This is a genomic window from Streptomyces sp. NPDC002138 (assembly GCF_040296485.1).
GTDB lineage: Bacteria > Actinomycetota > Actinomycetes > Streptomycetales > Streptomycetaceae > Streptomyces.
In genome coordinates this window covers 119,699-143,824 of the sequence record NZ_JBEOXE010000012.1, presented here as the reverse complement: position 1 = coordinate 143,824, position 24,126 = coordinate 119,699, and the positions used below count along the sequence as shown (strand labels likewise).

Below are 24,126 nucleotides of genomic sequence, written 5' to 3'. Positions count from 1 at the left end.
GATTCATTGTGAGTATAGGTAACAATGAGCTATGCTCATTCGAGTCTCGTCAGGAATGTCTGCCGGGAAGGCCTGCCGGGAATGTCTCGTCAGGACGTCGAAGGAGGCCCATGCGCCCCGAAGGAAAAGAACCGAACTGGACGCCATCGAAAGAAGCCCTCGATCCCAGTCGTCCCGCCCCCGCCGACCAGCCGCGTGAGTTGCGCCGGATCGCCCGCCTGTTCCGTCCCTACCGGGGCCGGCTCGGCGTCGTGGGCCTGCTCGTCGGCGCCTCCTCGCTGGTCGGCGTCGCCTCGCCGTTCCTGCTGAAGGCGATCCTCGACGTCGCGATCCCGCAGGGGCGCACCGGGCTGCTCAGCCTGCTCGCGCTCGGCATGATCCTCACCGCGGTCGTGACCAGCGTCTTCGGCGTGCTCCAGACCCTGATCTCCACCACGGTCGGCCAGCGCGTCATGCACGACCTGCGCACCGCCGTCTACGCGCAACTCCAGCGGATGCCCCTGGCGTTCTTCACCCGGACCCGCACCGGCGAGGTGCAGTCCCGGATAGCCAACGACATCGGCGGCATGCAGGCCACCGTCACCTCGACGGCGACCTCCCTCGTCTCGAACCTGACCGCCGTGGTCGCCTCCGTGGTCGCCATGCTCGCCCTCGACTGGCGGCTCACCCTCGTCTCGCTGCTCCTGCTGCCGGTGTTCGTGTGGATCAGCCGCAGGGTCGGCCGCGAGCGCAAGCGGATCACCACCCAGCGGCAGAGGCAGATGGCGGCCATGGCCGCCACGGTCACCGAATCGCTGTCGGTCAGCGGCATCCTGCTGGGCCGCACCATGGGCCGGGCCGATTCGCTCACCCAGTCCTTCTCCGAGGAGTCCGAGAAGCTCGTCGGCCTCGAAGTCCGGTCCAGCATGGCCGGGCGCTGGAGGATGTCGACCATCGGCATCGTCATGGCCGCGATGCCGGCGTTGATCTACTGGGCGGCGGGCATCGCGATGCAGTCCGGTGCGCCCTCGCTCTCGGTCGGTACGCTCGTCGCGTTCGTGACGCTCCAGCAGGGCCTGTTCCGGCCCGCCGTCAGCCTGCTGTCGACCGGTGTGCAGATCCAGACCTCGCTCGCCCTGTTCGCCCGTGTCTTCGAGTACCTCGACCTGCCGGTGGAGATCACCGAGCGCGAGGGCGCCGTGCGCCTGGAGCAGGCCAAGGGCGAGATCCGGCTGGAAGGCGTGGACTTCGCCTACGACGCCAAGCACGGCCCCACCCTGACCGGCATCGACATCACGGTCCCGGCGGGCGGTTCCCTCGCGGTGGTCGGCCCGACGGGATCCGGCAAGAGCACCCTGAGCTACCTGGTGCCCCGGCTCTACGACGTCACCGGCGGCCGGGTGGCCCTCGACGGCATCGACGTCCGGGACCTGGACTTCGACTCCCTGGCCCGCTCGATCGGAGTGGTCAGCCAGGAGACGTACCTCTTCCACGCCTCGGTCGCCGACAACCTCCGCTTCGCCAAGCCGGACGCCACCGACGAGGAGATAGCCCTGGCGGCCAAGGCGGCCCAGATCCACGACCACATCGAGTCTTTGCCCGACGGGTACGACACCCTCGTGGGGGAGCGCGGCTACCGGTTCTCCGGCGGCGAGAAGCAGCGGCTGGCCATCGCCCGCACCATCCTGCGCGACCCGCCGGTGCTGATTCTCGACGAGGCCACCAGCGCGCTCGACACGCGGACCGAACACGCCGTACAGAAGGCCATCGACGCCCTCTCCGAAGGCCGCACGACCATCACCATCGCCCACCGGCTCTCCACCGTCCGTGACGCCGACCAGATCGTGGTCCTCGACGGGGGAACGATCGCCGAGCGGGGCACGCACGAGGAGCTGCTGGAGGCCGACGGGCGGTATGCGGCCCTGGTCCGCAGGGACAGCGAGCTGGTTCCGGCCGTGGTGACGGTGGGAGAACCCGCCGTGTCCGTGAACGTGTGATCGTATGACCGCAACACGGGTTGGGTGCCTGAATTGAGATGGTATGCGGGTTAGCGTTCCCGCATGCGTCAAGAGCACCGGCCGCCGAAGCGGCCAGGAACCCGCGTCACCCGCCGGGGCCGACTGGCGATCGTCATCGGTCTGCTGATCGCTACCGGGGCGGCTGTGATGGTCCCCCTCCTGCTGAACGGGGGCGCGGAAAAACCCCCGAAGCCGCGTCGACTCGTCATCCCGGAGGGCTGGCGGGCCACACAGGTGTACGCGGCGGTCGACCGTGAGCTGAAGCTCCCCGTGGGCTCGGCCAAGGCGGCGGTCGCCGGAGCGGGACTGGCCCTGCCCGCCGAGGCCAAGGGCAACCCGGAGGGCTTCCTCTTCCCGGCGACGTACCCGGTGGACGATCGGACCACCCCGGCCGGGATCCTCGCGTACATGGTGCAGACGGCCCATCAGAAACTGGCCGCTCCACCGATCGTCGCGGGAGCCAAGGCCCAGGGGATGACCCCGTACCAGACGGCGACCCTGGCCAGCGTCATCCAGGCGGAGGCCGACACCCCGGCGGACATGGGCAAGGTCGCGCGGGTGGTCTACAACCGACTGGCCAAGTCGATGCCGCTGCAGATGGATTCGACGATCAACTACGCGCTGAACCGCACCACCGTGGACACCCCTCTGAGCGACACCCGCATCGACAGCCCCTTCAACACCTACGAGCGCCAGGGCCTGCCGCCGACCCCGATCGACAGCCCCGGAGCGGCGGCCATGGCGGCCGCGGTCGCCCCGGCGCCCGGCGACTGGCTCTTCTTCGTCACGGTGAAGCCGGGGGACACCCGCTTCTCCGCGACGTACGAGGAACACAAGCGCCACGTGGCCGAGTTCAACAAGCGCCGCGCCGCCACCCGCACGGCGTAACGGGCTGTCCCGCCGCGTCCCGACGATTAGTGTGTTCGCACGAGGCGGGTCCGACAGCAGCGGAGGGAGCGCACGGTGGGTAAGGCCCTGATCATCTGCACATCGGTGTCACACGGAAACACGCGCAGGGTTGCCGAGGCGATGGGTGAGGTGTTGGCGGCGCCCGTGGTGAGCCCGGACGAGGCCGACGGCCTGGACGACTACGACCTCATCGGCTTCGGCTCGGGGATCTTCCTGCAGAAGTTCCACCCGCGTCTGCGTGAGTTCGTCGCCTCGCTCCCGCGGCAGCAGGGGCGGGCGTTCGTGTTCGCGACGAGTGGTCTGCCCTCGCCTCGTTTGAGCCCGATGGCACGGCTGTTGGAGGGCAAGGGCTTCGAGGTGGCGGACACGTTCTCCTGCCGTGGCTTCGACACCTGGGCGCCGTTCAAGCTCGTCGGCGGGATCCGCAAGGGGCGGCCGGACGGCACGGATCTCGCGGCGGCGCGTTCGTTCGCCGGGGGGTTGGAGCGGACCTAGGTCATCAGGCGTCCACGGGGTGCCAGGCCGGGCCGTTTCCGTCCTGCTGGACGTGGCCGAACACCAGGTCGGCGAGGTGGACGCCGAAGCCGATCGTGCCGGGCTGCGCGAGCTCGGCCGCGAGGCGGCGGCGGTTCTCGGCGGTGGTGGCGGGGTCGTGGTCGAAGCCCGCGGACCATTCGGGGTGCTCGAACTGGATCGGTGCGTGCACGGCGTCGCCGAAGGCGATCAGGCGCCGTCCGCCTCCGGTGATGACGTACTCGGCGTGTCCGACGGTGTGGCCGGGGGTGATCCGCACCCGCACCCCGGGGAAGATCTCCTCCCCGTCCGTGATCGTCCGCACGTGCGGAGCGAGGGCCGCGACCTGCTCGCTCATCCCCTGGGCCTCCAGGAGGTCGCGCCGGTCCCACTCCGGCCGGGAGACCAGGTAGTCGGCGTGGGCGAGCAGGGGCCGGTCGCCGTCGGGGGCGGGGTGGCAGGCCCAGCCGATGTGGTCGGGGTGGAGGTGGGTGAAGGCCACCGCTTCGATGTCCTCGGGGCGCCGGCCGAGTTCCGCCAGGCTGCGGGGGAGGGCTCCGCCGTGGATCTCGCTGAGGGGACCCTCCGGGGCCGTGAGTGTCTGCGGGCCGAGACCCGCGTCGATCAGCAGCGCGCGCTCCCCGTGTTCCACCAGCAGCGCGCCGACGCTCCCCGTGAGCAGGCCCGCGGCGTCCAGGTGCTCGGGATGGGCCGCCCACACCTCGTCGGTCGTGTCCGGGAGCAGCCCCAGCGGCCGGAAGAGCGCTTTGCCGTCGGGTACGTACGACACCTTCGTGCCGCCCAGCCGGATCGAGCGGACGCCCGACGGTCGGCGCAGTCGTGCGTCGCGGTCCACCAGCAAGTCGGTCATGAGAGCTCTCCCGTGAGTCGTCGTCAGGTCGTCGGCCGCGGTTTGCGGGGCGACGACGATCACCATAAGCATCAAGCTCGAACCATTCAAACTGTAAATATGTCTTCTTGATGGACTTGCTAAAGTGGCCGCATGACGACGTCACCCGAATCGCAGGCCATCGCCGAGCGGCAGCTGTGCGGTCTGGTGAACGGGCTGGCCCAGCGGATCGGCGACCACGTGCGGGAGCGCGCCGCCACCCTGGGGCTCACCGCGCCCCAGGCGACCGCGCTGCGGGAGATGAGCGGGCCGATGACCATGCGCGAGCTGGCCGAACGCATGAGCTGCGAGCCGTCGAACACCACGTTCGTCATCGACAAGCTGGAGAAGCAGGGTCTGGTCGAGCGCCGGCCGCACCCCACCGATCGCCGCGCCAAGCGCCTCGTCCTCACGGCCGAGGGCGCCGCACTGCGCACCCGCCTCCTCGAACTCCTCGGTGTGGACTCCCCCTTGTCCGGCCTCACCCAGCAGGAACAGCGCGTCCTCCACGGCCTCCTGGAGCGAGCCGTCGTCTAGGGGCCGTCACCTGGAGGCGGTCCGGCCGGCCGGGGCTCGGTCGGTGGCCGGGGTGAGGGTCAGGAGGCGGCGGATCTCGCGGGCCGCCGCGCCGCCCGCGCGATTGGCGCCGATGGTGCTCGCCGAGGGGCCGTAGCCGACCAGGTGCACCCGCTCGTCCCGTACCGCCCTCGTGCCGTCCACGCGGATCCCGCCGCCCGGCTCGCGCAGCCGCAGCGGGGCCAGGTGGTCGATCGCGGCCCGGAAGCCGGTGGCCCACAGGATCACGTCGGCGTCCACGCGCCGGCCGTCGTCCCAGGTCACGCCCGAGGGGGTGATCCGGTCGAACATGGCCCGGCGGTCCAGGACCCCCGAGGCCAGCCCGGCCCGGACGGCCTCGTTCAGCGGCAGCCCCGTCACGCTGACCACGCTCTGCGGGGGCAGCCCCCGCCGGACCCGCTCGGCCACCATCGCCACCGCGGCCCGCCCCTCGGCCTCGCCGAAGGAGCCGTCCCGGAACACCGGGGGCCGCCGCGTCACCCACGTGGTCTCCGCGGCCACCTCGGCGATCTCCAGCAGGTGCTGTACCCCGGAGCTGCCACCGCCGACAACGATCACCCGGGCTCCGGCGAACTCCTGCGGCCCCGGGTAGTTCGCGGTGTGCAGCTGGCGCCCGCGGAAGGTCTCCTGGCCCGGGTAGCGAGGCCAGAACGGCCGGTCCCAGGTCCCGGTGGCGTTGATCAGGGCCCGCGCCGACCAGGTGCCGGAGGCGGATTCCACCCGGAGCCGCCCGGCGGCCCCCTCGCGCACCGCGCTCACGTCCACGGGGCGCCGTACGGCCAGGCCGAAGCGCTCCTCGTACGCGGCGAAGTACTCCCCGATGACCTCGGACGACGGGCGGTCCGGATCGGCGCCGGTCAGCTCCATGCCCGGCAGCGCGTGCATGCCGTGCACCCTCCCGTAGGTCAACGACGGCCAGCGGAACTGCCAGGCGCCGCCGGGCCGGGGCGCGTGGTCCAGGACCACGTGGTCCAGGCCCGCCCGCCCCAGGTGGTAGGCGCTGGACAGGCCCGCCTGCCCGGCGCCGATGACCACCACGTCCACGTCCGAGCCCGAGCCCGAGCCCGAGCCCGGGTCCGGGTCCGCGTCCCTCATGAAGTCGTTCACGTTTGTACCAACCGGTGGCGGTCCGGAGATCTTCCCCGTCCCGGACGCCGGCCCCGGTGCGCCCCTCAGATCCCGCTCGCGCGCAGGACCGCGGGGACCGGGCCGACCGGCTGGAGGGTGAGCCCGGGGAACACCTTCGCCCGCTCGCTCCCGGTGTCCAGATGGAACCGCTGCCCCAGCACCGCCAGCACCAGCGCCGCCTCGACCAGCGCGAACCTGGCCCCGAGGCAGGCCCGCGGACCACCGCCGAAGGGGAACCAGGCGTGTTCCGCGGCCGGCGGCGCGGCGTCGGCGTCCCACCGCTCCGGCCGGAAGGCCAGCGGCTCCGGGAACCACCGCGGATCGCGGTGCACGGACCACGGGCTCGTCCACACCAGGGTCCCGGCCGGCACCTCGCGCCCGCCGATCGTCGCTCCGCGCGTGGCCACCGCGGAGAGCAGCCAGATCGGCGGATAGATCCGCAGCGCCTCCTTCACGATCTGCTGCGTCCAGACCAGCCGCGGATAGTCGTCATGCGTCGGCAGCCGCCCGCCGAGCACCCGGTCCAGCTCCTCCGTCAGCCGGGCGCGGGCGTCGGGCGCCCCCGACAGCAGCTGCCACGCCCAGGTCAGCGTGGTCGAGGTGGTCTCGTGCCCGCCGATGTACAGCGTGATCGACTCGTCCCGCAGCTCCTTGCGCGAGAGCGGTGCGCCGCTTTCGTCACGGGCCGCGAGCAACCGGCCGAGCAGGTCGTCGCGCTCCTCGCCCGCCGCCGAGGCGGCCTCGTGCTCCCGGACGACGTGCTTGATCTCCCGGTCCAGCACGGCCACGGCCGCCCGCATCCGGCGCCGCCCGCGCGTCTGCACCCAGGGCGGCAGGAACAGCGTCAACCCCCGGAACTCCGCGCCCAGTTCCCGCTGGGCCGTGGCCATGGCGGCACTGATGGGCTCCTCCCGCCCCGCGGCGTCGCTCCCGAACAGGGTCCGTACCGCGATCCGCTGGGTCAGCCCGGCCATCTCCCGGTGTACGTCGATCCGCTCGCCCTCGCGCCAGCCCCGGGCCAGCGCGTCCGCGCACTCCACCATCGTGGCGGCGTACGCGCGCACCTGGCGCGGCCGGACGGCGGGCTGCACCAGCGCCCGCTTGCGCCGCCAGTCCTCGCCCTTGGCCACCACCACCCCGTTGCCCAGCAACTGACGGAAGGCCCAGCCCAGTTCCGCGGGGACGAAGCTGCCCTCGACGGCCCCGAGCAGCTCACCGGCGTGCTCGGGGCGGGAGAGCAGGACGTTGCGCCGCGGCCCCAGTGCCCAGGGCACCCAGTCGCCGTAGTCGTCGCGCAGGGACTCGAAGAAGGCCAGCGGATCGCGTGCGAACGCGGGAAGGTTCCCGAGCAGGGGCCACCGGCGCGGTCCGCGCTCGGCTCCCACGGGCGGCAGGGTGGCGGTCACGCGGGCATGGTGGCAGCGCCTCCGCCAAGGCGCCAGAGCGGTGCCGCGGCGCGGTGGTTCAGGCCGCGCGCCGGGCGCGCAGCCAGTCGTGCGCCACGTCCGCCGAGAACTCCGCCTGCCCGGCCCGGAACAGCAGCCCCGCGGTCGCGAAGGCCGGGTCGCCCGCCGTTCGGGGCACGTACGGGATCGCCACACAGGCCATCCCGGCGGCGTGCGCGGCCTCGGCTCCGGGGGCCGCGTCCTCCAGCACCACGCAGTCGGCCGGATCCGCGCCGAGCCGCCGCGCCGCCTCCAGGAAGACGTCCGGCGCGGGCTTGCCGCGCGGGACCTCCTCGGCGGAGACCGCGATCGGCAGCAGCGCGTCCAGCCCGGTCCCGGCCAGCACGGCGTCGATCGCCTCGCGCGAGGAGCCGGACGCGACCGCCATCGGGACCCCCTCGCCGTGCAGCCGCTCCACGAAAGCGCGCATCTGCGGGAAGGCCTCGGTCCGGGCGCGGGCCAGCTCCAGGTAGGCCGCGTTCTGCTCGGCGAGGAGCTGCTCCACCGGGGCCCGCAGGGCGTACCGCTCGCGCAGGATCTCCAGCGTCTCCAGGGTGCCGATGCCGATGAAGCGGGCGTGTTCCTCCCAGCTGAAATCGGGGACGCCGTGCCGCTCCAGGGTGAGGCGGCCGGACTCGTAGTAGTTCGGCTCGCTGTCCACGAGGGTGCCGTCGAGATCGAATATGACGGAAATCATCCGTTGTGCCCGTCCTGCCGGTCGTGTGCGTATCCCCATCATCCTGTCAGGGTTTGCGCGCTGACCGGCCCACGGCCTCGACGAGCGGCAGCAACCGGTGCGGGACCCGCTCGCGCAGCGCCACCTCGGTCCGGGTGCGGACCACGCCCGGCAGCCGGATCAGCCGCTGGATCACGTCCTCCAGGTGCGCGTTGTCCCGGGCCGCCACCCGGGTCAGCAGGTCGCCGCCGCCCGTGATGGAGAAGGCCTCGATGATCTCCGGTACGGCCGCCAGCGCCTCGCCCACCTCGTCCAGGTGCCCCTGGGTGACCTCGATGTGCACGAACGCCAGCACCGGATGCCCGAGCGCCGCGGGGGACAGCACCGGACCCGTGCCGGTGATCACCCCGGTCCGCTCCAGCCGGTCGAGGCGGGCCTGCAGGGTGCCGCGCGCCACGCCGAGGCGGCGCGCGTACTCGCGCAGGCTGGTCCGCGGCTCCTCGATCAGCAGACGCAGGATCCGGGTATCCAGCTCGTCCACCGCCATGGTCCACAGGTTACGCCCCGCGCGGCGGCCGGGGCAGGAACCCGCTGGTCCGCGCCCGGTACGCGGCGTACCCCGGGCGGTCCGCCATGTGCCGCTCCAGCAGCGCCTTGCCGCTGCCCGCCGTGAGCAGGTACGACATGACCAGCGGCGCCACGACCGTCGCCGCGGCGGCCCCGGGGGAGTCGCAGACGATCAGGAACAGGCCCCACCACACGCAGAAGTCGCCGAAGTAGTTCGGGTGCCGGGTCCAGGACCACAGACCCCGGTCCATGATCCGCCCCCGGTTCGCCGGATCGGCCTTGAACCGGGCCAGCTGGTGGTCGCCGACCGCCTCGAAGGCGATCCCGAGCAGCCACAGCGCGGCCCCGGCCACCGCGAGCGGACCCATCGGGCCCCGCACGTACTGCCCCGCCTGCACCGGCAGCGACACCAGCCACACCAGCGCCGCCTGAAGCAGGTAGACCATGCGCAGCGCGTACAGGTTCCGCGCGCGCGTGCCCGGCGCCCCGGCGCGGGCCAGCATCCGCTCGTACCGCGCGTCCTCGCCGTGCCCGCGTCCCCGCCACGCGATGTGCCCGGCGAGGCGCAGCCCCCACACCACCGTCAGCAGGGTCAGCAACAGCCCGCGCCCGCCGTCCCCGTGCCCGGCGGACACGGCGTACGAGGTGAGCGCGACGGAGGCGAAGGCCGCGCCCCAGGCCACGTCCACCCCCCGGTGCCGCCCCAGCCGCACCCCCACCGCGAAGGCGGCCAGCATGACGGCGAGCGCCGCGCCCGCCGAGAAGGCCGACGAGGCTCCGAAGGCTTCCCACTCCATCAGCCGCCGCCTTCCCGCTCGGCCAGCACGATCTGGTGCACGTCCAGATAGCCGGAGGCGAACCCCGCCTCCGAATAGGCGAGGTAGAAGGTCCACATCCGCCGGAAGGCCGCGTCGAAGCCCAGCGCGCCGACCCGCTCGGACCGCTCGCCGAAGCGCTCCCGCCACAGCCGGAGCGTCTGCGCGTAGTGCGCGCCGTAGCCCTCGCAGCGCTCCACCCGCAGCCGGGTGTGCGCCCGCGCGAGGTCCTCCACCGCCCGCACCGACGGCAGCATCCCGCCGGGGAAGATGTACTTGTGGATCCAGGTGTACGTGGACCGGGTGGCCAGCATCCGGTCGTGCGGCATGGTGATCGCCTGGAGCGCCACCCGCCCGCCCGGGGCGAGCAGCCGGTCGAGCGCGGCGAAGTACTCCGGCCAGTATTCGGCGCCCACGGCCTCGATCATCTCGACGCTCACGATCGCGTCGTAACTCCCGCGCGCCTCGCGGTAGTCGCACAGCCGCACCTCGGCCCGCGCGGTCAGGCCCGCGGCCGCGATCCGGCGCTCGGCGAGGTCCTTCTGCTCCCGCGACAGGGTCAGCGAGACGACGTCCGCGCCGCGGCCCGCGGCCCTGAGGGCCAGCTCGCCCCAGCCGGTACCGATCTCCAGCAGCCGGGTGCCCGGGCCGACCCCGGCCCGGTCGAGCAGCATGTCGATCTTCCGGTGCTGGGCGGCGGCCAGCCCCGACCAGTCGGCGGGCAGCGCGCCGAACACGGCCGAGGAGTAGGTCATGGTCGGGTCCAGGAACTCGGCGAACAGCTCGTTGGACAGGTCGTAGTGGCGCCGGATGTTGCTGCGGGCGCCGCCCGGCGTGTTGCGGTCGACGGCCGGGTGCCGGGCGGCCCACAGCCCGCGCAGTCGCTGCAGCGGCGCCGGGATCAGCGAGGCGACGTTCCCGGCGAGGACGCTCAGCACCGCCACCGGGTCCGCCGCGTCCCACTCCCCGGCCTGGTAGGACTCGCCGAAGCCGATCAGACCGCCCGTCGCGATCCGGCGTACGAACGCCTCCGGATCCCGCACCGAGAGGTCCGGACCGCCCCGGCCGAGGGTCCGCCCGGTGCTCCGGCCGCTGCCGGGTACGGGCGCCAGGCGCACCGTCAGCGGGAGCCGGTCCAGGGCCCGCCGGACCAGCAGCCCGCCGACGGCGGCCCGGGCGCGCGAACACCGGGGCACGGGCGGGACGGCGGGGCCGCGGGGGTCCGCCCGGGGCGGGGCGTGCTCCGTGGACGAGGTGGACGGGGTGGACGGGGTGGACGAGGCGGACGGTGTGAACGGGGTGGACGTGGTGCGCGTGCTCACTTCAGACCCTCCTGGGGTACGTGTCGGGGCCGGGGCTGGACGGGCACCCCGCGCAGCCACAGCCGGATGCCGTGGAAGCGGATGCCGAGGGAGACGCCGGCGGTGGGCCAGGGGTGCCGCAGCGCGGCGCGGAGCACCCCGGCGGTGTCGGCGGGCCGCCGCGCACCGCGGACGGTCGCGGTCAGCCGGTGCCCGCCCGCGCCCCCGGTGTCGAGGCGGACGGTCAGGACGAGCCGCTCGCCCGGTTCCGGCAGCCGCATCCGGTAGTCGCCGGAGACGGGCAGGAAGGGCGAGACGTAGAACTCCTTGCGGGCGTGCCCGGCGCCCGTGGCCGCCTCGGGCCCCAGCAGGTAGCAGTGCCGGCCGCCGTAGGTGTTGTGCACCTCGGCGACCACGTGGCGCAGCTCCCCGTCGAGGCCGTGGCACCAGAACACGGACAGCGGGTTGAAGACGTGCCCGAACACCCGGGCGTGCGCGAGCATCAGCACCCGGCCGCCCGCGGGCAGCACGCCCCGCGCGGCGAGGAAGCGGTCCAGGCCCTCCCGGATCGTCGGCCGGTCCCCGCCGAAGTGGTCGCGCGCGTCGAACCGGGCCAGCGGCCGCAACGCGCGGGGCAGCCGCGGCAGCCGGTCGAGGTCGACCAGCCACAGACAGCCGCGCCGGCGCAGCGCGTACGGGTGGGGGCCGGAGCGCACGTGGGTGATGACCGACGGGTACAGCGCCGGCGCGGCCGCGGGCCCGGCCGGGGCGGGGGCCGGGGCCCGGGTGGGGGCCATCACCACACCACCCCCAGCGCGGCGGCCGCCTCGGCCCCCGAGCGGCAGCCGTCCTCGTGGAACCCCCACCCGTGGTAGGCCCCGGCGAAGGCCGTCACCGGCCCCGACAGCTCCGGCAGGCGCTGCTGCGCGGCCACCGACTCCGGGGTGTACACCGGGTGTTCGTAGTCCATCTCGGCCAGGACCAGCTCCGGCGCCACCCCGCCGTCGGCGTTCAGCGTGACGACGTACGGTTCGGGGCCGTCCAGCCCCTGCAGGCGGTTCATGTCGTAGCTCACCCGGACCCGCGCGTCGCCCGGACGGCAGCCCGACAGGCGGAAGTTCCAGCAGGCCCGGGCGCCCGGGCTGCTCGGCAGCACGGACGCGTCGGTGTGCAGCACGGTCCGGTTGCGGGAGTACGCGAAGGCTCCCAGCACGGCGCGTTCGGCCGGTGTGGGATCCGCGAGCAGGGCGAGGGCCCGGTCCGCGTGCACGGCGACGACCACCGAGTCGTACGTCGCCCACGTGCCGTCGGCGAGAGCGATCCGCACCCCCTGCGGACCGCGCGCCAGCGCCCGTACCGGAGCCGAGGTCCGCACCGCGGCCGCGCCGAGCCGCTCGTGCACGCGGTGCACGTAGGTCGCCGAACCGCCGCTCACCGTCCGCCACTGCGGCGAGCCGCCGACCGACAGCATCCCGTGGTGGTCCAGGAAGCGGAACAGATAGCGGGCCGGGTAGCGCAGCGCGGTGTCCTCCGGGCAGGACCACACGCAGGAGACGAGCGGGATCGCGAAGTGGGCGGCGAAGTAGGCACCGAACCGGTGCGCGCGCAGGAACTCCCCGAGCGTCGGCTCCCCGTCGCCCGGCGGGGCCGCCAGCAGCTGCCGGGCGCGCCGGTGGAAGGCCGGTATCCGCGCCAGCATCCGCAGGTAGGCCGGGCGCGCGGCGCTGCGCGGCCGGGCGAACAGCCCGCGCGGGCCGCGGGCCCCCGCGTACTCCAGGCCGCACTCCTCGCAGTGCACGGACATGCTCATGGTGGTGTTCCGGGTCGCCACGCCCAGCTCGTCGAAGAGTCTCAGCAGCCGTGGGTAGGTCCGGTCGTTGTGCACGATGAAACCCGAGTCGACGGACCGGACCAGCCCGTCGGATCCCTTGAGGTCATGGGTGTGGGCGTGCCCGCCGAGCCGGTCGTCGGCCTCGAACAGGGTCACGTCACGCTCGCGCGCGAGCACGTACGCCGCGGTCAGGCCGGACACGCCCCCGCCGATCACCGCCGTGCGCGGTCGCCGCCCCTGTGCTCGCTGCGTCATCGTGCTCCCTCGGGGTCGTCATGCGCGGGCCGGACGCCCCCGCACGGGTACTTCGGAGCCGAAGCCGTTTCGGATGCCCCGGCATTCGGACCCATCCGGCCACGCGTCGCATCCGTCCTCCCGGCCCGCCGCGAAGCACCGTGAGAGGGTCCGGCCGACAGGGGATCCGGGCGGGGGACCCCCAGGACGGGGCCCCGAAGGGAGACAGCGATGGATGACCACGCGACCACCACCGGCGGCGCCGAGACCGCGACCGGCGGGCGGCACTGCCTGGTCACCGGCGCCACCGGCTACATCGGCGGCCGTCTGGTGCCCGAACTCCTGGACGCGGGGTACCGGGTCCGCTGCCTGGCCCGCTCGCCGGAGCGGCTGCGCGACCACCCCTGGGCGGGGCGCGCCGAGGTGGTGCGGGGTGACGTCACAGACCCGGACTCGGTGGCCGACGCGCTGCGCGGGATCGACGTCGCGTACTACCTCGTGCACGCGCTCGGCACCGGGCGGGGCTTCGAGGAGCGGGACCGCTCGGCCGCGCGGATCTTCGCCGAGCGGGCCCGCGCGGCCGGGGTCCGCCGGATCGTCTACCTCGGCGGCCTGACCCCCTCGGGGGTGCCGCTCGCGGAGCTGTCCCCGCACCTGCGCTCGCGCGCCGAGGTCGGTGAGATCCTGCTCGGCTCGGGCGTGCCCACCACCGTGCTGCGCGCGGCGGTCATCATCGGTTCCGGTTCCGCGTCCTTCGAGATGCTGCGCTACCTCACCGAACGGCTCCCGGTCATGGTCACCCCCAGCTGGGTCGGCACCCGGATCCAGCCGATCGCCGTCCGCGACGTGCTGCGCTACCTCGTCGGCGCCGCCGCCATGCCCGCCGAGGTCAGCAGGGCCTTCGACATCGGCGGGCCCGACGTGGTCACCTACGAGCAGATGATGCGGCGCTACGCGGCCGTCGCGGGCCTGCCGCACCGGCTGATCCTGCGCGTGCCGATGCTGACCCCGCGCCTGTCCAGCCACTGGATCGGCCTGGTCACGCCCGTACCGCGGGCGCTGGCCCGGCCGCTGGCCGAATCGCTGCGCCACGAGGTGGTGTGCGACGAGCACGACATCGCGCGGTACGTACCGGATCCGGACGGCGCCCCGATCGGCTTCGACCGGGCCCTGGAGCTGGCGCTGCGCCGGGTGCGCGAGGCGAAGGTGAGCACCCGCTGGTCCTCGGCCTCGCTCCCGGGCGCCCCGAGCGACCCGCTGCCGACCGACCCCGACTGGGCGGGCGGCAGCCTCTACACCGACTGCCGGGAGCTGGCGGTGGACGCCTCGCCGCAGGCGCTGTGGCGGGTGGTGGAGGGGATCGGCGGGGAGAACGGCTGGTACTCCTTCCCGCTGGCCTGGGCGGTGCGCGGCTGGCTCGACCGGCTCGCCGGCGGAGCCGGCATCCGCCGCGGCCGCCGCGACGCGGCCCGGCTGCGCGTGGGTGACTCCCTCGACTTCTGGCGCGTGGAGGAGATCGAACCGGGCCGCCTGCTACGACTGCGCGCCGAGATGCGGCTGCCGGGGCTGGCGTGGCTGGAGATGTACGTGGAACCGGCCCGGGGGGCCGGGGCCCGGTACCGCCAGCGGGCGCTGTTCCACCCGCGCGGGCTGCTCGGGCACCTCTACTGGTGGAGCGTGTCCCCGTTCCACGCGGTGGTCTTCGGCGGCATGGCCCGCAACATCACCCGCGCGGCCCGCGCCCTCCCCGCCGAGGACCGGAACCCGGCGCCCTGACGGGCCCTCGAACGCCGGGCCGGCTGAACTGCCACCCAGCCGAGCACTCCACACTCAGCCGCACCCGTCCCCAGCCCCGCCGGCGTTCGAGGCGGCCGCAACCCGCACCCGGACTCAGCCCTTCCCACCCGGACCCCCAGCCGGGAGGCGCCCCCGCATCCGCGGGGCGGGGTGCGGGCGAAGCACCGTACGACAGCACGTCCCCCACCCTGACCCGGAGCCCGTTCATGAACGTCGCGGTCGTCCTCTACACCTCCGACCTGCGCCTGCACGACCACCCCCCGCTGCGGGCCGCGCTCTCCTCCTGCGACGAGGTGGTGCCGCTGTTCGTCCGTGACCGGGGCGTCGAGGCGGCCGGTTTCGCGGCCCCCAACCGGCTGGCCTTCCTCGCCGACTGCCTGGCCGCCCTCGACGCCGGGCTGCGCGAGCGCGGCGGCCGCCTCGTCCTCCGCTCCGGTGACGTCGTCGACCGGGTGTGCGCGGTGGTCCGCGAGGCCGACGCGGACGAGGTGCACATGGCGGCCGGGGTCAGCGCGTACGCCCACGCCCGGGAGGAGCGGCTGCGCTCCGCGCTGGAGCGCGAGGGACGGCGGCTGTACGTCCACGACGCGGTGGTGACCGTCCTCGCCCCCGGGGCCGTGACCCCGGCGGCCTCGGACCACTTCGCGGTCTTCACCCCGTACCTGCGCCGCTGGTCCGACATGCCACTCCGGGCCGTCGTGCCCGCCCCGCGCACGGTCCGCGTGCCCGAGGGCATCGGCTCGGAGCCACTGCCCGCGCGGGACTCCGTACGCGGCCGCTCGCCGGGCCTCGCCCGCGGCGGCGAGACGGAGGGCAGGGCCCGGCTCACCGCCTGGCTGCGCGACGGCGTCGCCCGCTACGAGGAGACCCACGACGACCTGGCCGGGGACGCCACCTCCCGGCTCTCCCCGCACCTGCACTTCGGCACCCTCTCGGCCGCCGAATGCGTCCACCGGGCCCGCGCTGCGGGCGGCCCCGGCGCGGAGGCCTTCGTCCGGCAGCTGTGCTGGCGCGACTTCCACCACCAGGTGCTCGCCGCCCGTCCCGCCGCGGCGCACGACGACTACCGGGTCCGGCACGACCACTGGCGCACCGGCGCGGCGGCGGCCGAGGAGATCGAGGCGTGGAAGGAGGGCCGCACCGGCTATCCCGTCGTCGACGCGGCGATGCGCCAGCTGCGCCACGAGGGCTGGATGCACAACCGGGGACGGCTGCTCGCCGCGAGCTTCCTCACCAAGACGCTGTACGTCGACTGGCGCATCGGGGCCCGGCACTTCCTGGGGCTCCTGGTCGACGGGGACCTCGCGAACAACCAGCTCAACTGGCAGTGGGCGGCCGGGACCGGTACCGACACCCGCCCCAACCGGGTCCTCAACCCCGTCCGCCAGGCCCGGCGTTACGACCCGCACGGTCACTACGTCCACCGCTGGGTGCCGGAGCTGGCCGATCTGCCGGCGCCCGCGGTCTTCGAACCCTGGCGGCTGGCCGGGCTCGAGCGGGCCCGGTACGACTATCCGGATCCGGTGGTGGACCTCGCCGACGCACTGGCCCGGTTCCAGCGGGCCCGCGCCGTATCGTGACGCGGGTGGACCGTGCGCACCTCACCCCGGAGCCGCCGCCCGAGCCCGCGGCGTGGCCGCTGAGCACCGGCGCCGTCGCCCGGCGCCTCGGGGTCTCGCCGACCACCCTGCGCTCCTGGGAGCGCCGCTACGCCATCGGGCCCGCCCGCCGCGAGGACGGCAGGCACCGCCGCTGGACCCCGGACGACATCGCGCGCCTGGAACTGATGTGCCACCTCACCTCCCAGGGGGTACCACCCGCCGAAGCCGCCCGCGCCGCGCTCGGCACCGGCGCCGTAGCACCCGGCGCCGAAGAGCCCGGTGCCGAAGAGCCCGGCGCCGAAGCGCCCGAGCCCCCGGCCCCCGCCGTCGCGCCGCCCGCCGCCAAGGCGCCGGGCGGGCGCAACGCGCTGCCGCTCGGGGAGGTCCGCCCGGAGTGCCGGGGGCTGGCGCGGGCGGCCGTACGCCTGGACGCGCCCGCCGTGGCGGAGCTGCTGGAGGCGGCCCTGGCCGCGCACGGGCCGGTCACCGCCTGGGAGGAGATCATCGCCCCCACCCTGCACGCCGTGGGCCGCAAGTGGGCCTCCTCGGGCGAGCGTTACGTGGAGGTGGAACACCTGCTGTCCTGGCACGTCTCCAGTGCGCTGCGCCGGGTACGGCCCGCCGCCGAGGGCCCGGGGCGGGCCCCCGTACTCCTCGCCTGCGCGCCGGACGAGCAGCACAGCCTGCCGATGGAGGCGCTCTGCGCGGCCCTCGGCGAACGGGGCCTGCCGGTGCGGATGTTCGGGCCCGCCCTGCCCGCCGAGGCCCTGCACGAGGCGGTCCGGCGGACCGGGCCCTGCGCCGTCGTGCTCTGGTCCCAGGACCGGACGACGGCGGACCGGTCCCTGGTCCGGTCGGTCTCGGCGATCGAATGGGGGCTGCGCGGAGCCCGCGCCCACCCCTGGATGCTGCTCGCCGGGCCGGGATGGGGCGCGGGCGGGGCCCCGGTGCTGCGCGGGGAGCGGCTCCACGCGCTGCGCACGGCGGTCTCCGTCATCGAGTCGCTGACAGCGGCTGCCCCTGCAGGGCGCTCCGCAGGCAGTGCAGCGCGCGCCGCGTGTGACTCTTGACCGTCCCCAGCGGCAGCCCGGTGCGCGCCGCGATCTGGGTCTGGGTCAGGTCCCCGTAGTACGCCAGCCGCAGGATCCGCTGCTGTGCCGACGGCAGCCGGGCCAGCTCGCCCAGGACGAGCACCCGGTCCAGGGCCCGCTCCGGTTCCGTCGCCGCTCCCGGCGGCCAGGCGCTCGCGTACTGCGCGCCGGCCGCGGCCACCGCGCGGGCCCGCCGGGCGCGGGCGGCCAGCGCGTCCGCCACCTTGTGGCGGGTGATGCCGACCAGCCAGCCGCCCAGGTCGCCACTGCCGGGGCGGTAGCCGCCGCGGCCGCGCCAGGCGGCGAGGAACACCAGCTGGGTCACGTCCTCGGCCTCCCGCTCGTCGCCCAGCCAGCGCCGGGCCAGCCCGTGCACCAGGGGCCGCCAGCGGTGGTAGACGGCCGTCATGCCGTCCTCGTCGCCCGCCAGGAAGAGGGCCACGAGGCGCGCGTCGCCCGCGGCGTCGCCGCTCGCCGTGTCGCCCGTGGTGCGAGGGGCAGGGGCCGCGGTGTCGGCGGCTCCGGCTCGGATGGGGTCCCTGCGGTCCGTGAGGTCCATGGGTCCAGCCTCGTGAGCGCCGCGGCTTCGCTCAACTCGCATCGTTTCTGCATCGGATTCCGGTGGCGCCGGGAGAGCGGGCCTCAGCGGGTGTGCAGCCGGGGCTGGGTCAGGTAGGCGGCGGCCACCGCCAGCGCGAGGACCGCCGCCGGACACAGCAGCCAGGTGACCGTCCAGCCCGTGCGCACCAGCAGCGCGCCGCTCAGGCCGCCGACGAACATCGCCGCCACCGACACGGCCCGGCGCACCCAGCCTCCCGTGCCCCAGCCGAAGGCGCGGTCGCGGCCCAGCGCCGAGCCGCCGAGGAAGGCGGTCATGGAGCGGGTGACGAGGGTGGTGGGCAGGCCGGGGGCGTTCACCCGCATGCTCGTGACGTTGCGCAGGCCCATGGCGGCCGCGAGGACCGCCGCCACGAGCAGGTGCCGGGCGTCGGGCCGCCCGAACCGCGGCGCGACGCCCCACCCGGCGGCCGCCGCGCAGCAGATCAGCAGGGCCTCCACGGTCAGCCCGATGACGAAGTACCGGTACCCGCGCTCCTCGGCCGCCGCCTCCAGCCGCGCCCCGGCGACCACCCCCAGGGCGAACGCGCCGAGCGAGACCGCGGAGGCCAGCGCGGGAAGGCTGCCGACGCGGGCGGCGCCGAAGGAGAGGAAGAGCACGTTCCCGGTCTGTATCGCGGTGAAGACGGGACCGAGCGCGAGCAGGCTCACCGCCTCGACCATGCCGGTGGCGACGGTCAGGACGAGCAGCAGCAGGGCCAGCGGGCGCGCCGGTTCGGACACCGCCCGAGGGTGACACGGCGGCCCGCCCCCGCCGCGACGACACGCTCCCGGGCTGCCTGGACGGCGTACGTCTCCCGGGCCGTCGACCGCGCGGCCGTGCCCGCCCCCCGACGGGGCACGGCCGCACGGCGGAAACCTATGGGCGCCGGGAGATCGTTCGCGCCCCTCCACAGGGTGAAATCCACCTACCCCCCTGGGTGTAGACCCTGTACAACCATGAGTGGTCGTGAGGGAGTTGACGTGCACAGTTCTATACGCCGGAGGCCCCTGGCTTCGGTGGCAGCGCATCCGGCGGCGGTCCGTTTCCGCCGGATGCTCCCCCTCGTGGGCGACGTCGTGTGCGCCGTCGGCGCGCTGTGGCTCTCCGCCGTCATGCTCCACAACTGGCGTGATCCGCACGGCTACTGGCGCGCCCCGGACATCCTCGGCTACCTGCTGCTCGGCTCGGTCTACCTGCCGCTGGTCCTGCGCCGCCGGTTCCCGGTGGCCGTACACGCCGCGACGGCGCTCTGCGCGGCCTTCTACTACACCCGCGGCTACTACCACATACCCGTCGTCTGCGGTCTGCTGATCGCCCTGTACACCGCCGCCGCGTACCGGGACCGGCGGGTTTCGGCCAGGTGTGCGGGGCTGACGCTCGGTGTCCTGCTGTGGGGCGCGCGGCTCGCGGAACCGGGCATCGGTCCGCTCAGCGTCGGCTTCGTCACGGTCGCCACCGTCGTCTTCTGGGTCGCGGGCGACGGCTCCCGGCGCCTGCGCGTCCTGACCCTGCGACTGCGCCGCGAACAGGAGGAGAAGGCGCGCCGGGCCGTGATGGAGGAGCGCATCCAGATCGCCCGCGAGCTGCACGACGTCATCGCGCACCACGTCTCGGTGATCTCCGTCCAGACGGGCCTGGCCGGGTACGTGGTGACCACCGACCCGGCGACGGCGCGCTCCGCCCTCGACGTCGTGGCGGCCAGCGCCCGCGAGGCGCTCGCCGAGATGCGCCGGATGCTGGTGGTCCTGCGCGAGGACGACCCCGCCCCCGGGGCGCCGGACGGCGGGCCGGACCCGGCGCCCGACGTCCCCGGGCTGGGACGGCTCGGTGAGCTGGTCCAGCGGGTCGCGGCCGCCGGGGTCCCCGTCGAGGTGAGCGTCACCGGGACCGCGTACCCCCTGCCGCCCGGGATCGACCTGTGCGCGTACCGCATGGTCCAGGAGGCACTGACGAACGTCATGAAGCACGCCCCGGCCGCCAGGACCACGGTCCACGTCCACTACGCGCGGGACTCCGTCTCGGTGCAGGTCAGGGACGAGGGGGCGCGGGAGCGGGTTTCGGTCAGGCGGCCCGGACCGGCCGGCCAGGGCTTGATCGGCATGCGCGAGCGGGCGACCATCTACCACGGCACGGTGGTCGCGCGCTCCGTCCCGGAAGGCGGCTTCGAGGTCAGCCTGACCGTCCCGGTGCCGCGGCCGAGCCCCGTCGCGTGAGGGGCGGGCCGGTGGCGCGCGGCCGGGCCGTCCAGATCCATCGGGAAGCAGGGAACGCGGATGCCGTCTGTGCTCGTCGTCGACGACCAGTTTCTGATCAGGTCCGGTCTGACCGCATTGCTCAAGGCCGCGCCGGGCTTCGATCCCGTCGGTGAGGCGGCCGACGGCGAGGAGGCGGTGCGCCTGGCGGCCGAGACCCGCCCCGACGTGATCCTGATGGACGTCCAGATGCCCGGTACGGACGGGATCGCCGCCACCGAGCGCATCCTGGCGGCCGCCGCCGCGGACCCGTCCGGCGGCCCCGGCCCCCGGGTGCTCGTCCTGACCACCTTCGGCACGGACGAGTACGTCTACCGGGCGCTACGCGCGGGGGCGGGCGGGTTCCTGCTCAAGGACACCCCGCCGGAGCGGCTGCTCGCCGCCATCGAAACCGTCCACGCCGGTGAGATGCTCTTCAGCCCCGGCGCCCTCACGGGCCTGATCGCGGGCTGCGCCCCGGTCGTACGGACCCCCTGGCCCGGGCTGGACGTCCTCACGCCGCGGGAGCGGGAGGTGCTCGGCCTGGTCGGCGCCGGACTGTCCAACGCCGACATCGCGCGGCGGCTGGTCCTCAGCGCCGCCACCGTCAAGACCCACGTCCACCACTGCATGAGCAAGCTCGCGCTGTCCAGCCGCGCGCAGGCCGTCGTGCTGGCCCACGAGCACGGTCTCGTCGCCCGGCCGGCCTGAACCGCGCCCCGGAGTACGCCCCGCGGCCGGCCGGGGGATCACCAGCAGGGCGACGCCGAGCAGCGCGGTCGCCACGGCGGCGTCCAGCCAGTAGTGGTTGGCCGTGCCGACGATCACGGTCAGGGTCAGCAGGGGATGCAGCAGCCAGAGGTAGCGCCACCGCCCGCGGGTGGCCGCGATCATGCCGAGCGCCAGCATCAGGGCCCAGCCGAAGTGCAGCGAGGGCATCGCGGCGAACTGGTTGGCCATGGTGTCCGCCGCGGGCGCCGCGCCGTAGACCGTCGGCCCGTAGACCTGGCCGGTGTCGATCAGGTGCGCGGCCCCGAGCAGCCGCGGCGGGGCCAGCGGGAAGCCGAGGTGGAAGACCAGGCCGACGGCGGTGAGCACCGCCAGCACCCGGCGGGCCCACAGGTAGTGGCCGGGCCGGCGCAGGTACAGCCAGATCAGGAAGGCCGCGGTGGCCGGGAAGTGCACGGCCGCGTAGTAGGTGTTCGCGAGGTGGACGACCGTGTCGCTGTGCAGGAGCAGGTCCTGGACCCGGCCCTCGCCCGGCAGGCGCAGGGCGCGTTCGGCGTCCCAGACGCGGCCCGCGTTGCGGAAGGCGGCGTCGGTGTGGCCGGCCGTCAGCATCCGGCCGCCCTTGTACACGGCGAAGAGGGCCGCGACGAGCAGCAGCTCGGGTATCGCCCGGGGCCGCCCGACGGCCGTGGTGCGCTGGGTCATGCCCCGGTTCTCATTCCTCTGGACTCTGGCGCCTACCGGTGTGCCCGAGGGGGAACCACCGATACGACAATGTATCGATACGAGAGTGTACCGATACGCCTGCGTTCCGGTACGCTTCCGTATCGAAGGGCGAGGCACCGCACCGCGGCGCACCGCACCCCGCACCCGTTGTCGCCGAAGGAGAGCCGCCCATGACGTCGTCGCCGACGCCGGCCACCGGCGCGCGCCGCTCCAAGATCACCCCGGAGCGGGAGCAGGAGTTCTTCGACGCGGTCCTCGAGCAGCTTCGCGAGCACGGCTACGAGGCCCTGACCATGGAGGGCGTCGCCGCCCGCGCCAACTGCGGGAAGTCCACGCTCTACCGGCAGTGGAAGACCAAGCCGCAGCTGGTCGCCGCGGCCCTGCGCTCGGCCCGGCGCAGCCGCACCCTCGCCGCCGTGAACACCGGCACCCTCGCCGGGGACCTCCGCGAGGCCGCCCGGATCGCCGCGGGCACCTCGGGCCACGACACCCGCCTCACCCAGGCCCTCGGCCACGCCGTCATGAACGACGAGGAGCTCCAGGGAGCCCTGCGCGAGGCGCTGGTCGAGCCCGAGCTCGCGGCGTTCGACGTGATGGTCGCGCGGGCCGTCGCCCGGGGCGAGATCGTCGCGGGCCACCCCGCCGTGGAGTTCCTCCCGGCGCAGCTGATGGGCGTCCTGCGGATCCGCCCCGTCCTGGAGGGCCGCTACGCCGACGCCGACTACCTCGTCCGCTTCGTCGACGCCGCGTTGCTCCCCGCACTGGGCCTGCCTCCGGGCCCCTGAAGACCGGCGGGCGGCCGTCTTCCGATGACCGGACGGCCCGCCTGCCCGCGCTGCCTCGTGGGGACGGTGGCAGCGCACCGCGGACCGGGTGGCGGACGCTCCTGCAGGAGCGGCCGCCACCCGGTCCGCGTCCGTTTCAGGACGCGGCGCCGCCCATGATCCGCAGGTACTCCTGCGGGGCGGCGGTGAAGCCGCGCACGGCCGGGTCCAGGGACCAGGCCCCCGCGTCGTCCCGCGTGAACACCGCGATGGTGGCCGCCGTGGCATCCGCCACGTCCGCGACCGGGCCCTCGGCGACGAGGTCGACGTACCCCTCGCGGATCCGCAGGGCCATGCCGCCGATGTCGCCGAAGGTCCTCGCGTCGTCGTCGCTCTGGACGACCACGCCCACGACCACCCGGCGCAGCCGCTCCGACATCCGGTCGAGCTCGAGCGTCATCACCTCGTCGAAGCCGAACCCCTGACCTGTGCGGCTGTCCCGGTTCAGGGTGACGGTGCCGTCGGGGGCCCGCCGGTCGAAGTGGACGACGTACTCCGGCGTGCCCCGGAGATCACCCTCCGCGTACACCGCCGCGATGATGTCGAGATCATTCGCGGGCGAACCGGACGCGCTGGGATCCCATTTCAGCGCCACCTCCACCCGGGCCAGACTCTTGCGTACTCCGCTCACCGAACTCCCCCTCCAGGTCACGTCATTGCCCCCGTACCCCTTCATGCTGTCATGAGGATCTTCGGGTCCGCCCGGATCGTTATCCTCAAGTTTTCCTCAGATGTAGTGACGCTGCGCTCATGGGCTTTCTAGCTTCTCCAAGCAAGTCGTTTCCACGGAGAGAGTCCAGCATGAAGGTTTCCCAGGCCGGTGCGGTCGCCGCAACGATCGCTCTAGCCCTGACCACCTCCGGGTGCGGCGCGCAGAATGACGCCGAGCACACGATTCCGATCGGGATCAAGTTCGACCAGCCGGGCCTCGGGTACCGGGCGGCGGACGGCACGTTCTCCGGGTTCGACGTGGACGTCGCCCGCTACGTGGCCAAGGAGCTGGGCTACAAGCCCAGCGAGATCGAGTTCAAGCAGGTCTACAGCTCCGACCGCGAACTGCTGATCCAGTTCAACGAGGTGAAGTTCGTCGCCGCGAGCTATTCGATCAACGACAAGCGCAAGACCAAGGTCGACTTCGCCGGACCGTACTTCCTGGCCCACCAGGACCTGCTGGTCCGCGCCTCGCAGACCGACATCACCAAGGCCGAGGACCTCAACCACAAGCGGCTCTGCTCGGTGACCGGCTCCACCTCCGCCGAGAACATCAGGAACAGCCTCGCCCCCAAGGCGGACCTGCTGGAGCTCCCCGGCTACTCCGAGTGTCTCGTCGCCCTCCAGGACAGCCAGCTCGACGCCCTGACCACGGACAACACCATCCTCGCCGGGTACGCCGCCCAGGACGGCAACCAGGGCAAGTTCAAGCTCGCCGGGCTGAACCTGAGCAAGGAGAACTACGGCATCGGGCTCAAGAAGGGCGACAAGGAACTCCAGAAGAAGATCAACGACGCGCTGCGCAAGATGGAGCAGGATGGCTCCTGGGCGAAGTTCGTCAAGAACAACTTCGGCGCCGCCGGCTACAAGAACGAGCCCGCCCCGGCGATCACCGAGGGCAACTGACCGCGGCGCCCCGGCGGGCCGCCGCCGT

23 protein-coding genes and 1 pseudogene are annotated in these 24,126 nt (G+C 73.9%); 11 read left to right on the top strand and 13 right to left on the bottom strand.

The genetic code is table 11. The features are described 5' to 3' along the window. Positions 1 to 110 precede the first annotated feature (110 nt). The 3 genes from ABT084_RS11005 (at position 111) to ABT084_RS10995 (ending at position 3,401) form a co-directional block, all read left to right on the top strand. A complete protein-coding gene (locus ABT084_RS11005; protein WP_351040839.1) occupies positions 111 to 1,976 on the top strand; it encodes an ABC transporter ATP-binding protein in 1,866 nt (621 codons plus the stop codon). Between the two features lie 63 nt (positions 1,977 to 2,039). Beyond that, complete coding sequence (mltG, locus tag ABT084_RS11000; RefSeq protein ID WP_351040836.1) at positions 2,040 to 2,885, top strand: endolytic transglycosylase MltG; 846 nt, start codon at positions 2,040 to 2,042, stop codon at positions 2,883 to 2,885. A gap of 75 nt (positions 2,886 to 2,960) precedes the next feature. Further along, positions 2,961 to 3,401: a flavodoxin family protein gene (locus tag ABT084_RS10995; protein WP_351040834.1), complete on the top strand. Its 441-nt coding sequence runs from the start codon at positions 2,961 to 2,963 to the stop codon at positions 3,399 to 3,401. Between the two features lie 4 nt (positions 3,402 to 3,405). On the opposite strand, the gene ABT084_RS10990 is transcribed toward ABT084_RS10995, so the two are convergent. Next, positions 3,406 to 4,290, bottom strand: a complete 885-nt coding sequence (locus ABT084_RS10990; RefSeq protein WP_351040831.1) for an MBL fold metallo-hydrolase — start codon at positions 4,288 to 4,290, stop codon at positions 3,406 to 3,408. 132 nt (positions 4,291 to 4,422) lie between these two features. Here ABT084_RS10990 and ABT084_RS10985 point away from each other — a divergent pair, with 132 nt between their 5' ends. After that, positions 4,423 to 4,845 (top strand): MarR family winged helix-turn-helix transcriptional regulator, encoded by a 423-nt coding sequence (locus ABT084_RS10985; RefSeq protein ID WP_351040828.1) that lies wholly within the window; start codon positions 4,423 to 4,425, stop codon positions 4,843 to 4,845. A gap of 6 nt (positions 4,846 to 4,851) precedes the next feature. On the opposite strand, the gene ABT084_RS10980 is transcribed toward ABT084_RS10985, so the two are convergent. From ABT084_RS10980 to ABT084_RS10945, 8 genes are all read right to left on the bottom strand, one after another. Then, positions 4,852 to 5,979 carry an FAD-dependent oxidoreductase gene (locus ABT084_RS10980; RefSeq protein ID WP_351040825.1) on the bottom strand — a complete coding sequence of 376 codons (1,128 nt, stop codon included), beginning with the start codon at positions 5,977 to 5,979 and terminating at the stop codon, positions 4,852 to 4,854. 77 nt (positions 5,980 to 6,056) lie between these two features. Beyond that, on the bottom strand, positions 6,057 to 7,418 hold the full coding sequence (locus ABT084_RS10975) for a cytochrome P450 (RefSeq protein WP_351040822.1): 1,362 nt from the start codon (positions 7,416 to 7,418) through the stop codon (positions 6,057 to 6,059). Positions 7,419 to 7,476: 58 nt separating this feature from the next. Continuing rightward, positions 7,477 to 8,154 carry an HAD family hydrolase gene (locus ABT084_RS10970; RefSeq protein ID WP_351040820.1) on the bottom strand — a complete coding sequence of 226 codons (678 nt, stop codon included), beginning with the start codon at positions 8,152 to 8,154 and terminating at the stop codon, positions 7,477 to 7,479. 46 nt (positions 8,155 to 8,200) lie between these two features. After that, positions 8,201 to 8,680, bottom strand: coding sequence for an Lrp/AsnC family transcriptional regulator (locus tag ABT084_RS10965; RefSeq protein ID WP_351040817.1), 480 nt, complete (start codon positions 8,678 to 8,680; stop codon positions 8,201 to 8,203). A 10-nt stretch (positions 8,681 to 8,690) separates the two neighbouring features. After that, a complete protein-coding gene (locus ABT084_RS10960) occupies positions 8,691 to 9,497 on the bottom strand; it encodes a DUF1295 domain-containing protein (protein WP_351040815.1) in 807 nt (268 codons plus the stop codon). After that, the gene (locus ABT084_RS10955) at positions 9,497 to 10,837 is read right to left on the bottom strand and encodes a class I SAM-dependent methyltransferase (protein WP_502968894.1); all 1,341 of its coding nucleotides are present in this window, start codon (positions 10,835 to 10,837) and stop codon (positions 9,497 to 9,499) included. Before ABT084_RS10955 ends, ABT084_RS10960 begins: the two co-directional genes overlap by 1 nt. After that, on the bottom strand, positions 10,834 to 11,613 hold the full coding sequence (locus ABT084_RS10950; RefSeq protein ID WP_351040812.1) for a DUF1365 domain-containing protein: 780 nt from the start codon (positions 11,611 to 11,613) through the stop codon (positions 10,834 to 10,836). The genes ABT084_RS10955 and ABT084_RS10950 overlap by 4 nt, the downstream gene beginning before the upstream one ends. Continuing rightward, positions 11,613 to 12,902, bottom strand: a complete 1,290-nt coding sequence (locus ABT084_RS10945; RefSeq protein ID WP_351040809.1) for an NAD(P)/FAD-dependent oxidoreductase — start codon at positions 12,900 to 12,902, stop codon at positions 11,613 to 11,615. The genes ABT084_RS10950 and ABT084_RS10945 overlap by 1 nt, the downstream gene beginning before the upstream one ends. Positions 12,903 to 13,112: 210 nt before the next feature. Between ABT084_RS10945 and ABT084_RS10940 the strand changes: the two genes are divergently transcribed. The 3 genes from ABT084_RS10940 to ABT084_RS10930 all read left to right on the top strand — a co-directional run bounded on the left by ABT084_RS10940 (position 13,113) and on the right by ABT084_RS10930 (position 17,349). Further along, positions 13,113 to 14,657 carry an SDR family oxidoreductase gene (locus ABT084_RS10940; protein WP_351040806.1) on the top strand — a complete coding sequence of 515 codons (1,545 nt, stop codon included), beginning with the start codon at positions 13,113 to 13,115 and terminating at the stop codon, positions 14,655 to 14,657. Positions 14,658 to 14,884: 227 nt separating this feature from the next. Continuing rightward, positions 14,885 to 16,258, top strand: a complete 1,374-nt coding sequence (locus ABT084_RS10935) for a cryptochrome/photolyase family protein (protein ID WP_351040803.1) — start codon at positions 14,885 to 14,887, stop codon at positions 16,256 to 16,258. 5 nt (positions 16,259 to 16,263) lie between these two features. Beyond that, the gene (locus ABT084_RS10930; RefSeq protein WP_351040801.1) at positions 16,264 to 17,349 is read left to right on the top strand and encodes a MerR family transcriptional regulator; all 1,086 of its coding nucleotides are present in this window, start codon (positions 16,264 to 16,266) and stop codon (positions 17,347 to 17,349) included. On the opposite strand, the gene ABT084_RS10925 is transcribed toward ABT084_RS10930, so the two are convergent. Both ABT084_RS10925 and ABT084_RS10920 read right to left on the bottom strand, forming a co-directional pair. Beyond that, the gene (locus tag ABT084_RS10925; RefSeq protein ID WP_351040798.1) at positions 17,273 to 17,929 is read right to left on the bottom strand and encodes an RNA polymerase sigma factor; all 657 of its coding nucleotides are present in this window, start codon (positions 17,927 to 17,929) and stop codon (positions 17,273 to 17,275) included. The genes ABT084_RS10930 and ABT084_RS10925 overlap by 77 nt on opposite strands. Before the next feature lie 83 nt (positions 17,930 to 18,012). Beyond that, a complete protein-coding gene (locus ABT084_RS10920; protein WP_351040795.1) occupies positions 18,013 to 18,711 on the bottom strand; it encodes a YoaK family protein in 699 nt (232 codons plus the stop codon). Between the two features lie 216 nt (positions 18,712 to 18,927). Here ABT084_RS10920 and ABT084_RS10915 point away from each other — a divergent pair, with 216 nt between their 5' ends. Together ABT084_RS10915 and ABT084_RS10910 are read left to right on the top strand one after the other, a co-directional pair. Next, positions 18,928 to 20,184: a sensor histidine kinase gene (locus tag ABT084_RS10915; RefSeq protein WP_502968893.1), complete on the top strand. Its 1,257-nt coding sequence runs from the start codon at positions 18,928 to 18,930 to the stop codon at positions 20,182 to 20,184. 60 nt (positions 20,185 to 20,244) lie between these two features. After that, a complete protein-coding gene (locus ABT084_RS10910; RefSeq protein ID WP_351040790.1) occupies positions 20,245 to 20,913 on the top strand; it encodes a response regulator in 669 nt (222 codons plus the stop codon). On the opposite strand, the pseudogene ABT084_RS10905 reads toward ABT084_RS10910, so the two are convergent. Further along, a pseudogene (locus tag ABT084_RS10905) lies at positions 20,878 to 21,636 on the bottom strand (phosphatase PAP2 family protein); the annotation flags it as partial. The gene ABT084_RS10910 and the pseudogene ABT084_RS10905 sit on opposite strands and share 36 nt — an antisense overlap. 191 nt (positions 21,637 to 21,827) lie before the next feature. Between ABT084_RS10905 and ABT084_RS10900 the strand changes: the two are divergent. Further along, positions 21,828 to 22,442, top strand: coding sequence for a TetR/AcrR family transcriptional regulator (locus ABT084_RS10900; RefSeq protein ID WP_351040787.1), 615 nt, complete (start codon positions 21,828 to 21,830; stop codon positions 22,440 to 22,442). Positions 22,443 to 22,578: 136 nt separating this feature from the next. Here ABT084_RS10900 and ABT084_RS10895 read toward each other — a convergent pair whose 3' ends face one another. After that, positions 22,579 to 23,112: a TerD family protein gene (locus ABT084_RS10895; protein ID WP_351040784.1), complete on the bottom strand. Its 534-nt coding sequence runs from the start codon at positions 23,110 to 23,112 to the stop codon at positions 22,579 to 22,581. A 170-nt stretch (positions 23,113 to 23,282) separates the two neighbouring features. On the opposite strand from ABT084_RS10895, the gene ABT084_RS10890 reads away from it, so the two are divergent. Continuing rightward, positions 23,283 to 24,098, top strand: coding sequence for a glutamate ABC transporter substrate-binding protein (locus tag ABT084_RS10890; protein WP_351040782.1), 816 nt, complete (start codon positions 23,283 to 23,285; stop codon positions 24,096 to 24,098). Positions 24,099 to 24,126: the final 28 nt, after the last annotated feature.

Coding starts and splice junctions, on each gene's coding strand:
- ABT084_RS11005 (WP_351040839.1), top strand. CDS start 111: ATGCGCCCCGAAGGAAAAGAACCGAACTGGACGCCATCGAAAGAAGCC.
- ABT084_RS10980 (WP_351040825.1), bottom strand. CDS start 5,979: ATGAGGGACGCGGACCCGGACCCGGGCTCGGGCTCGGGCTCGGGCTCG.
- ABT084_RS10890 (WP_351040782.1), top strand. CDS start 23,283: ATGAAGGTTTCCCAGGCCGGTGCGGTCGCCGCAACGATCGCTCTAGCC.
- ABT084_RS10945 (WP_351040809.1), bottom strand. CDS start 12,902: ATGACGCAGCGAGCACAGGGGCGGCGACCGCGCACGGCGGTGATCGGC.
- ABT084_RS10960 (WP_351040815.1), bottom strand. CDS start 9,497: ATGGAGTGGGAAGCCTTCGGAGCCTCGTCGGCCTTCTCGGCGGGCGCG.
- ABT084_RS10985 (WP_351040828.1), top strand. CDS start 4,423: ATGACGACGTCACCCGAATCGCAGGCCATCGCCGAGCGGCAGCTGTGC.
- ABT084_RS10935 (WP_351040803.1), top strand. CDS start 14,885: ATGAACGTCGCGGTCGTCCTCTACACCTCCGACCTGCGCCTGCACGAC.
- ABT084_RS10925 (WP_351040798.1), bottom strand. CDS start 17,929: ATGGACCTCACGGACCGCAGGGACCCCATCCGAGCCGGAGCCGCCGAC.
- mltG (WP_351040836.1), top strand. CDS start 2,040: ATGCGTCAAGAGCACCGGCCGCCGAAGCGGCCAGGAACCCGCGTCACC.
- ABT084_RS10950 (WP_351040812.1), bottom strand. CDS start 11,613: ATGGCCCCCACCCGGGCCCCGGCCCCCGCCCCGGCCGGGCCCGCGGCC.
- ABT084_RS10940 (WP_351040806.1), top strand. CDS start 13,113: ATGGATGACCACGCGACCACCACCGGCGGCGCCGAGACCGCGACCGGC.
- ABT084_RS10910 (WP_351040790.1), top strand. CDS start 20,245: ATGCCGTCTGTGCTCGTCGTCGACGACCAGTTTCTGATCAGGTCCGGT.
- ABT084_RS10900 (WP_351040787.1), top strand. CDS start 21,828: ATGACGTCGTCGCCGACGCCGGCCACCGGCGCGCGCCGCTCCAAGATC.
- ABT084_RS10965 (WP_351040817.1), bottom strand. CDS start 8,680: ATGGCGGTGGACGAGCTGGATACCCGGATCCTGCGTCTGCTGATCGAG.
- ABT084_RS10990 (WP_351040831.1), bottom strand. CDS start 4,290: ATGACCGACTTGCTGGTGGACCGCGACGCACGACTGCGCCGACCGTCG.
- ABT084_RS10970 (WP_351040820.1), bottom strand. CDS start 8,154: ATGATTTCCGTCATATTCGATCTCGACGGCACCCTCGTGGACAGCGAG.
- ABT084_RS10915 (WP_502968893.1), top strand. CDS start 18,928: ATGAGTGGTCGTGAGGGAGTTGACGTGCACAGTTCTATACGCCGGAGG.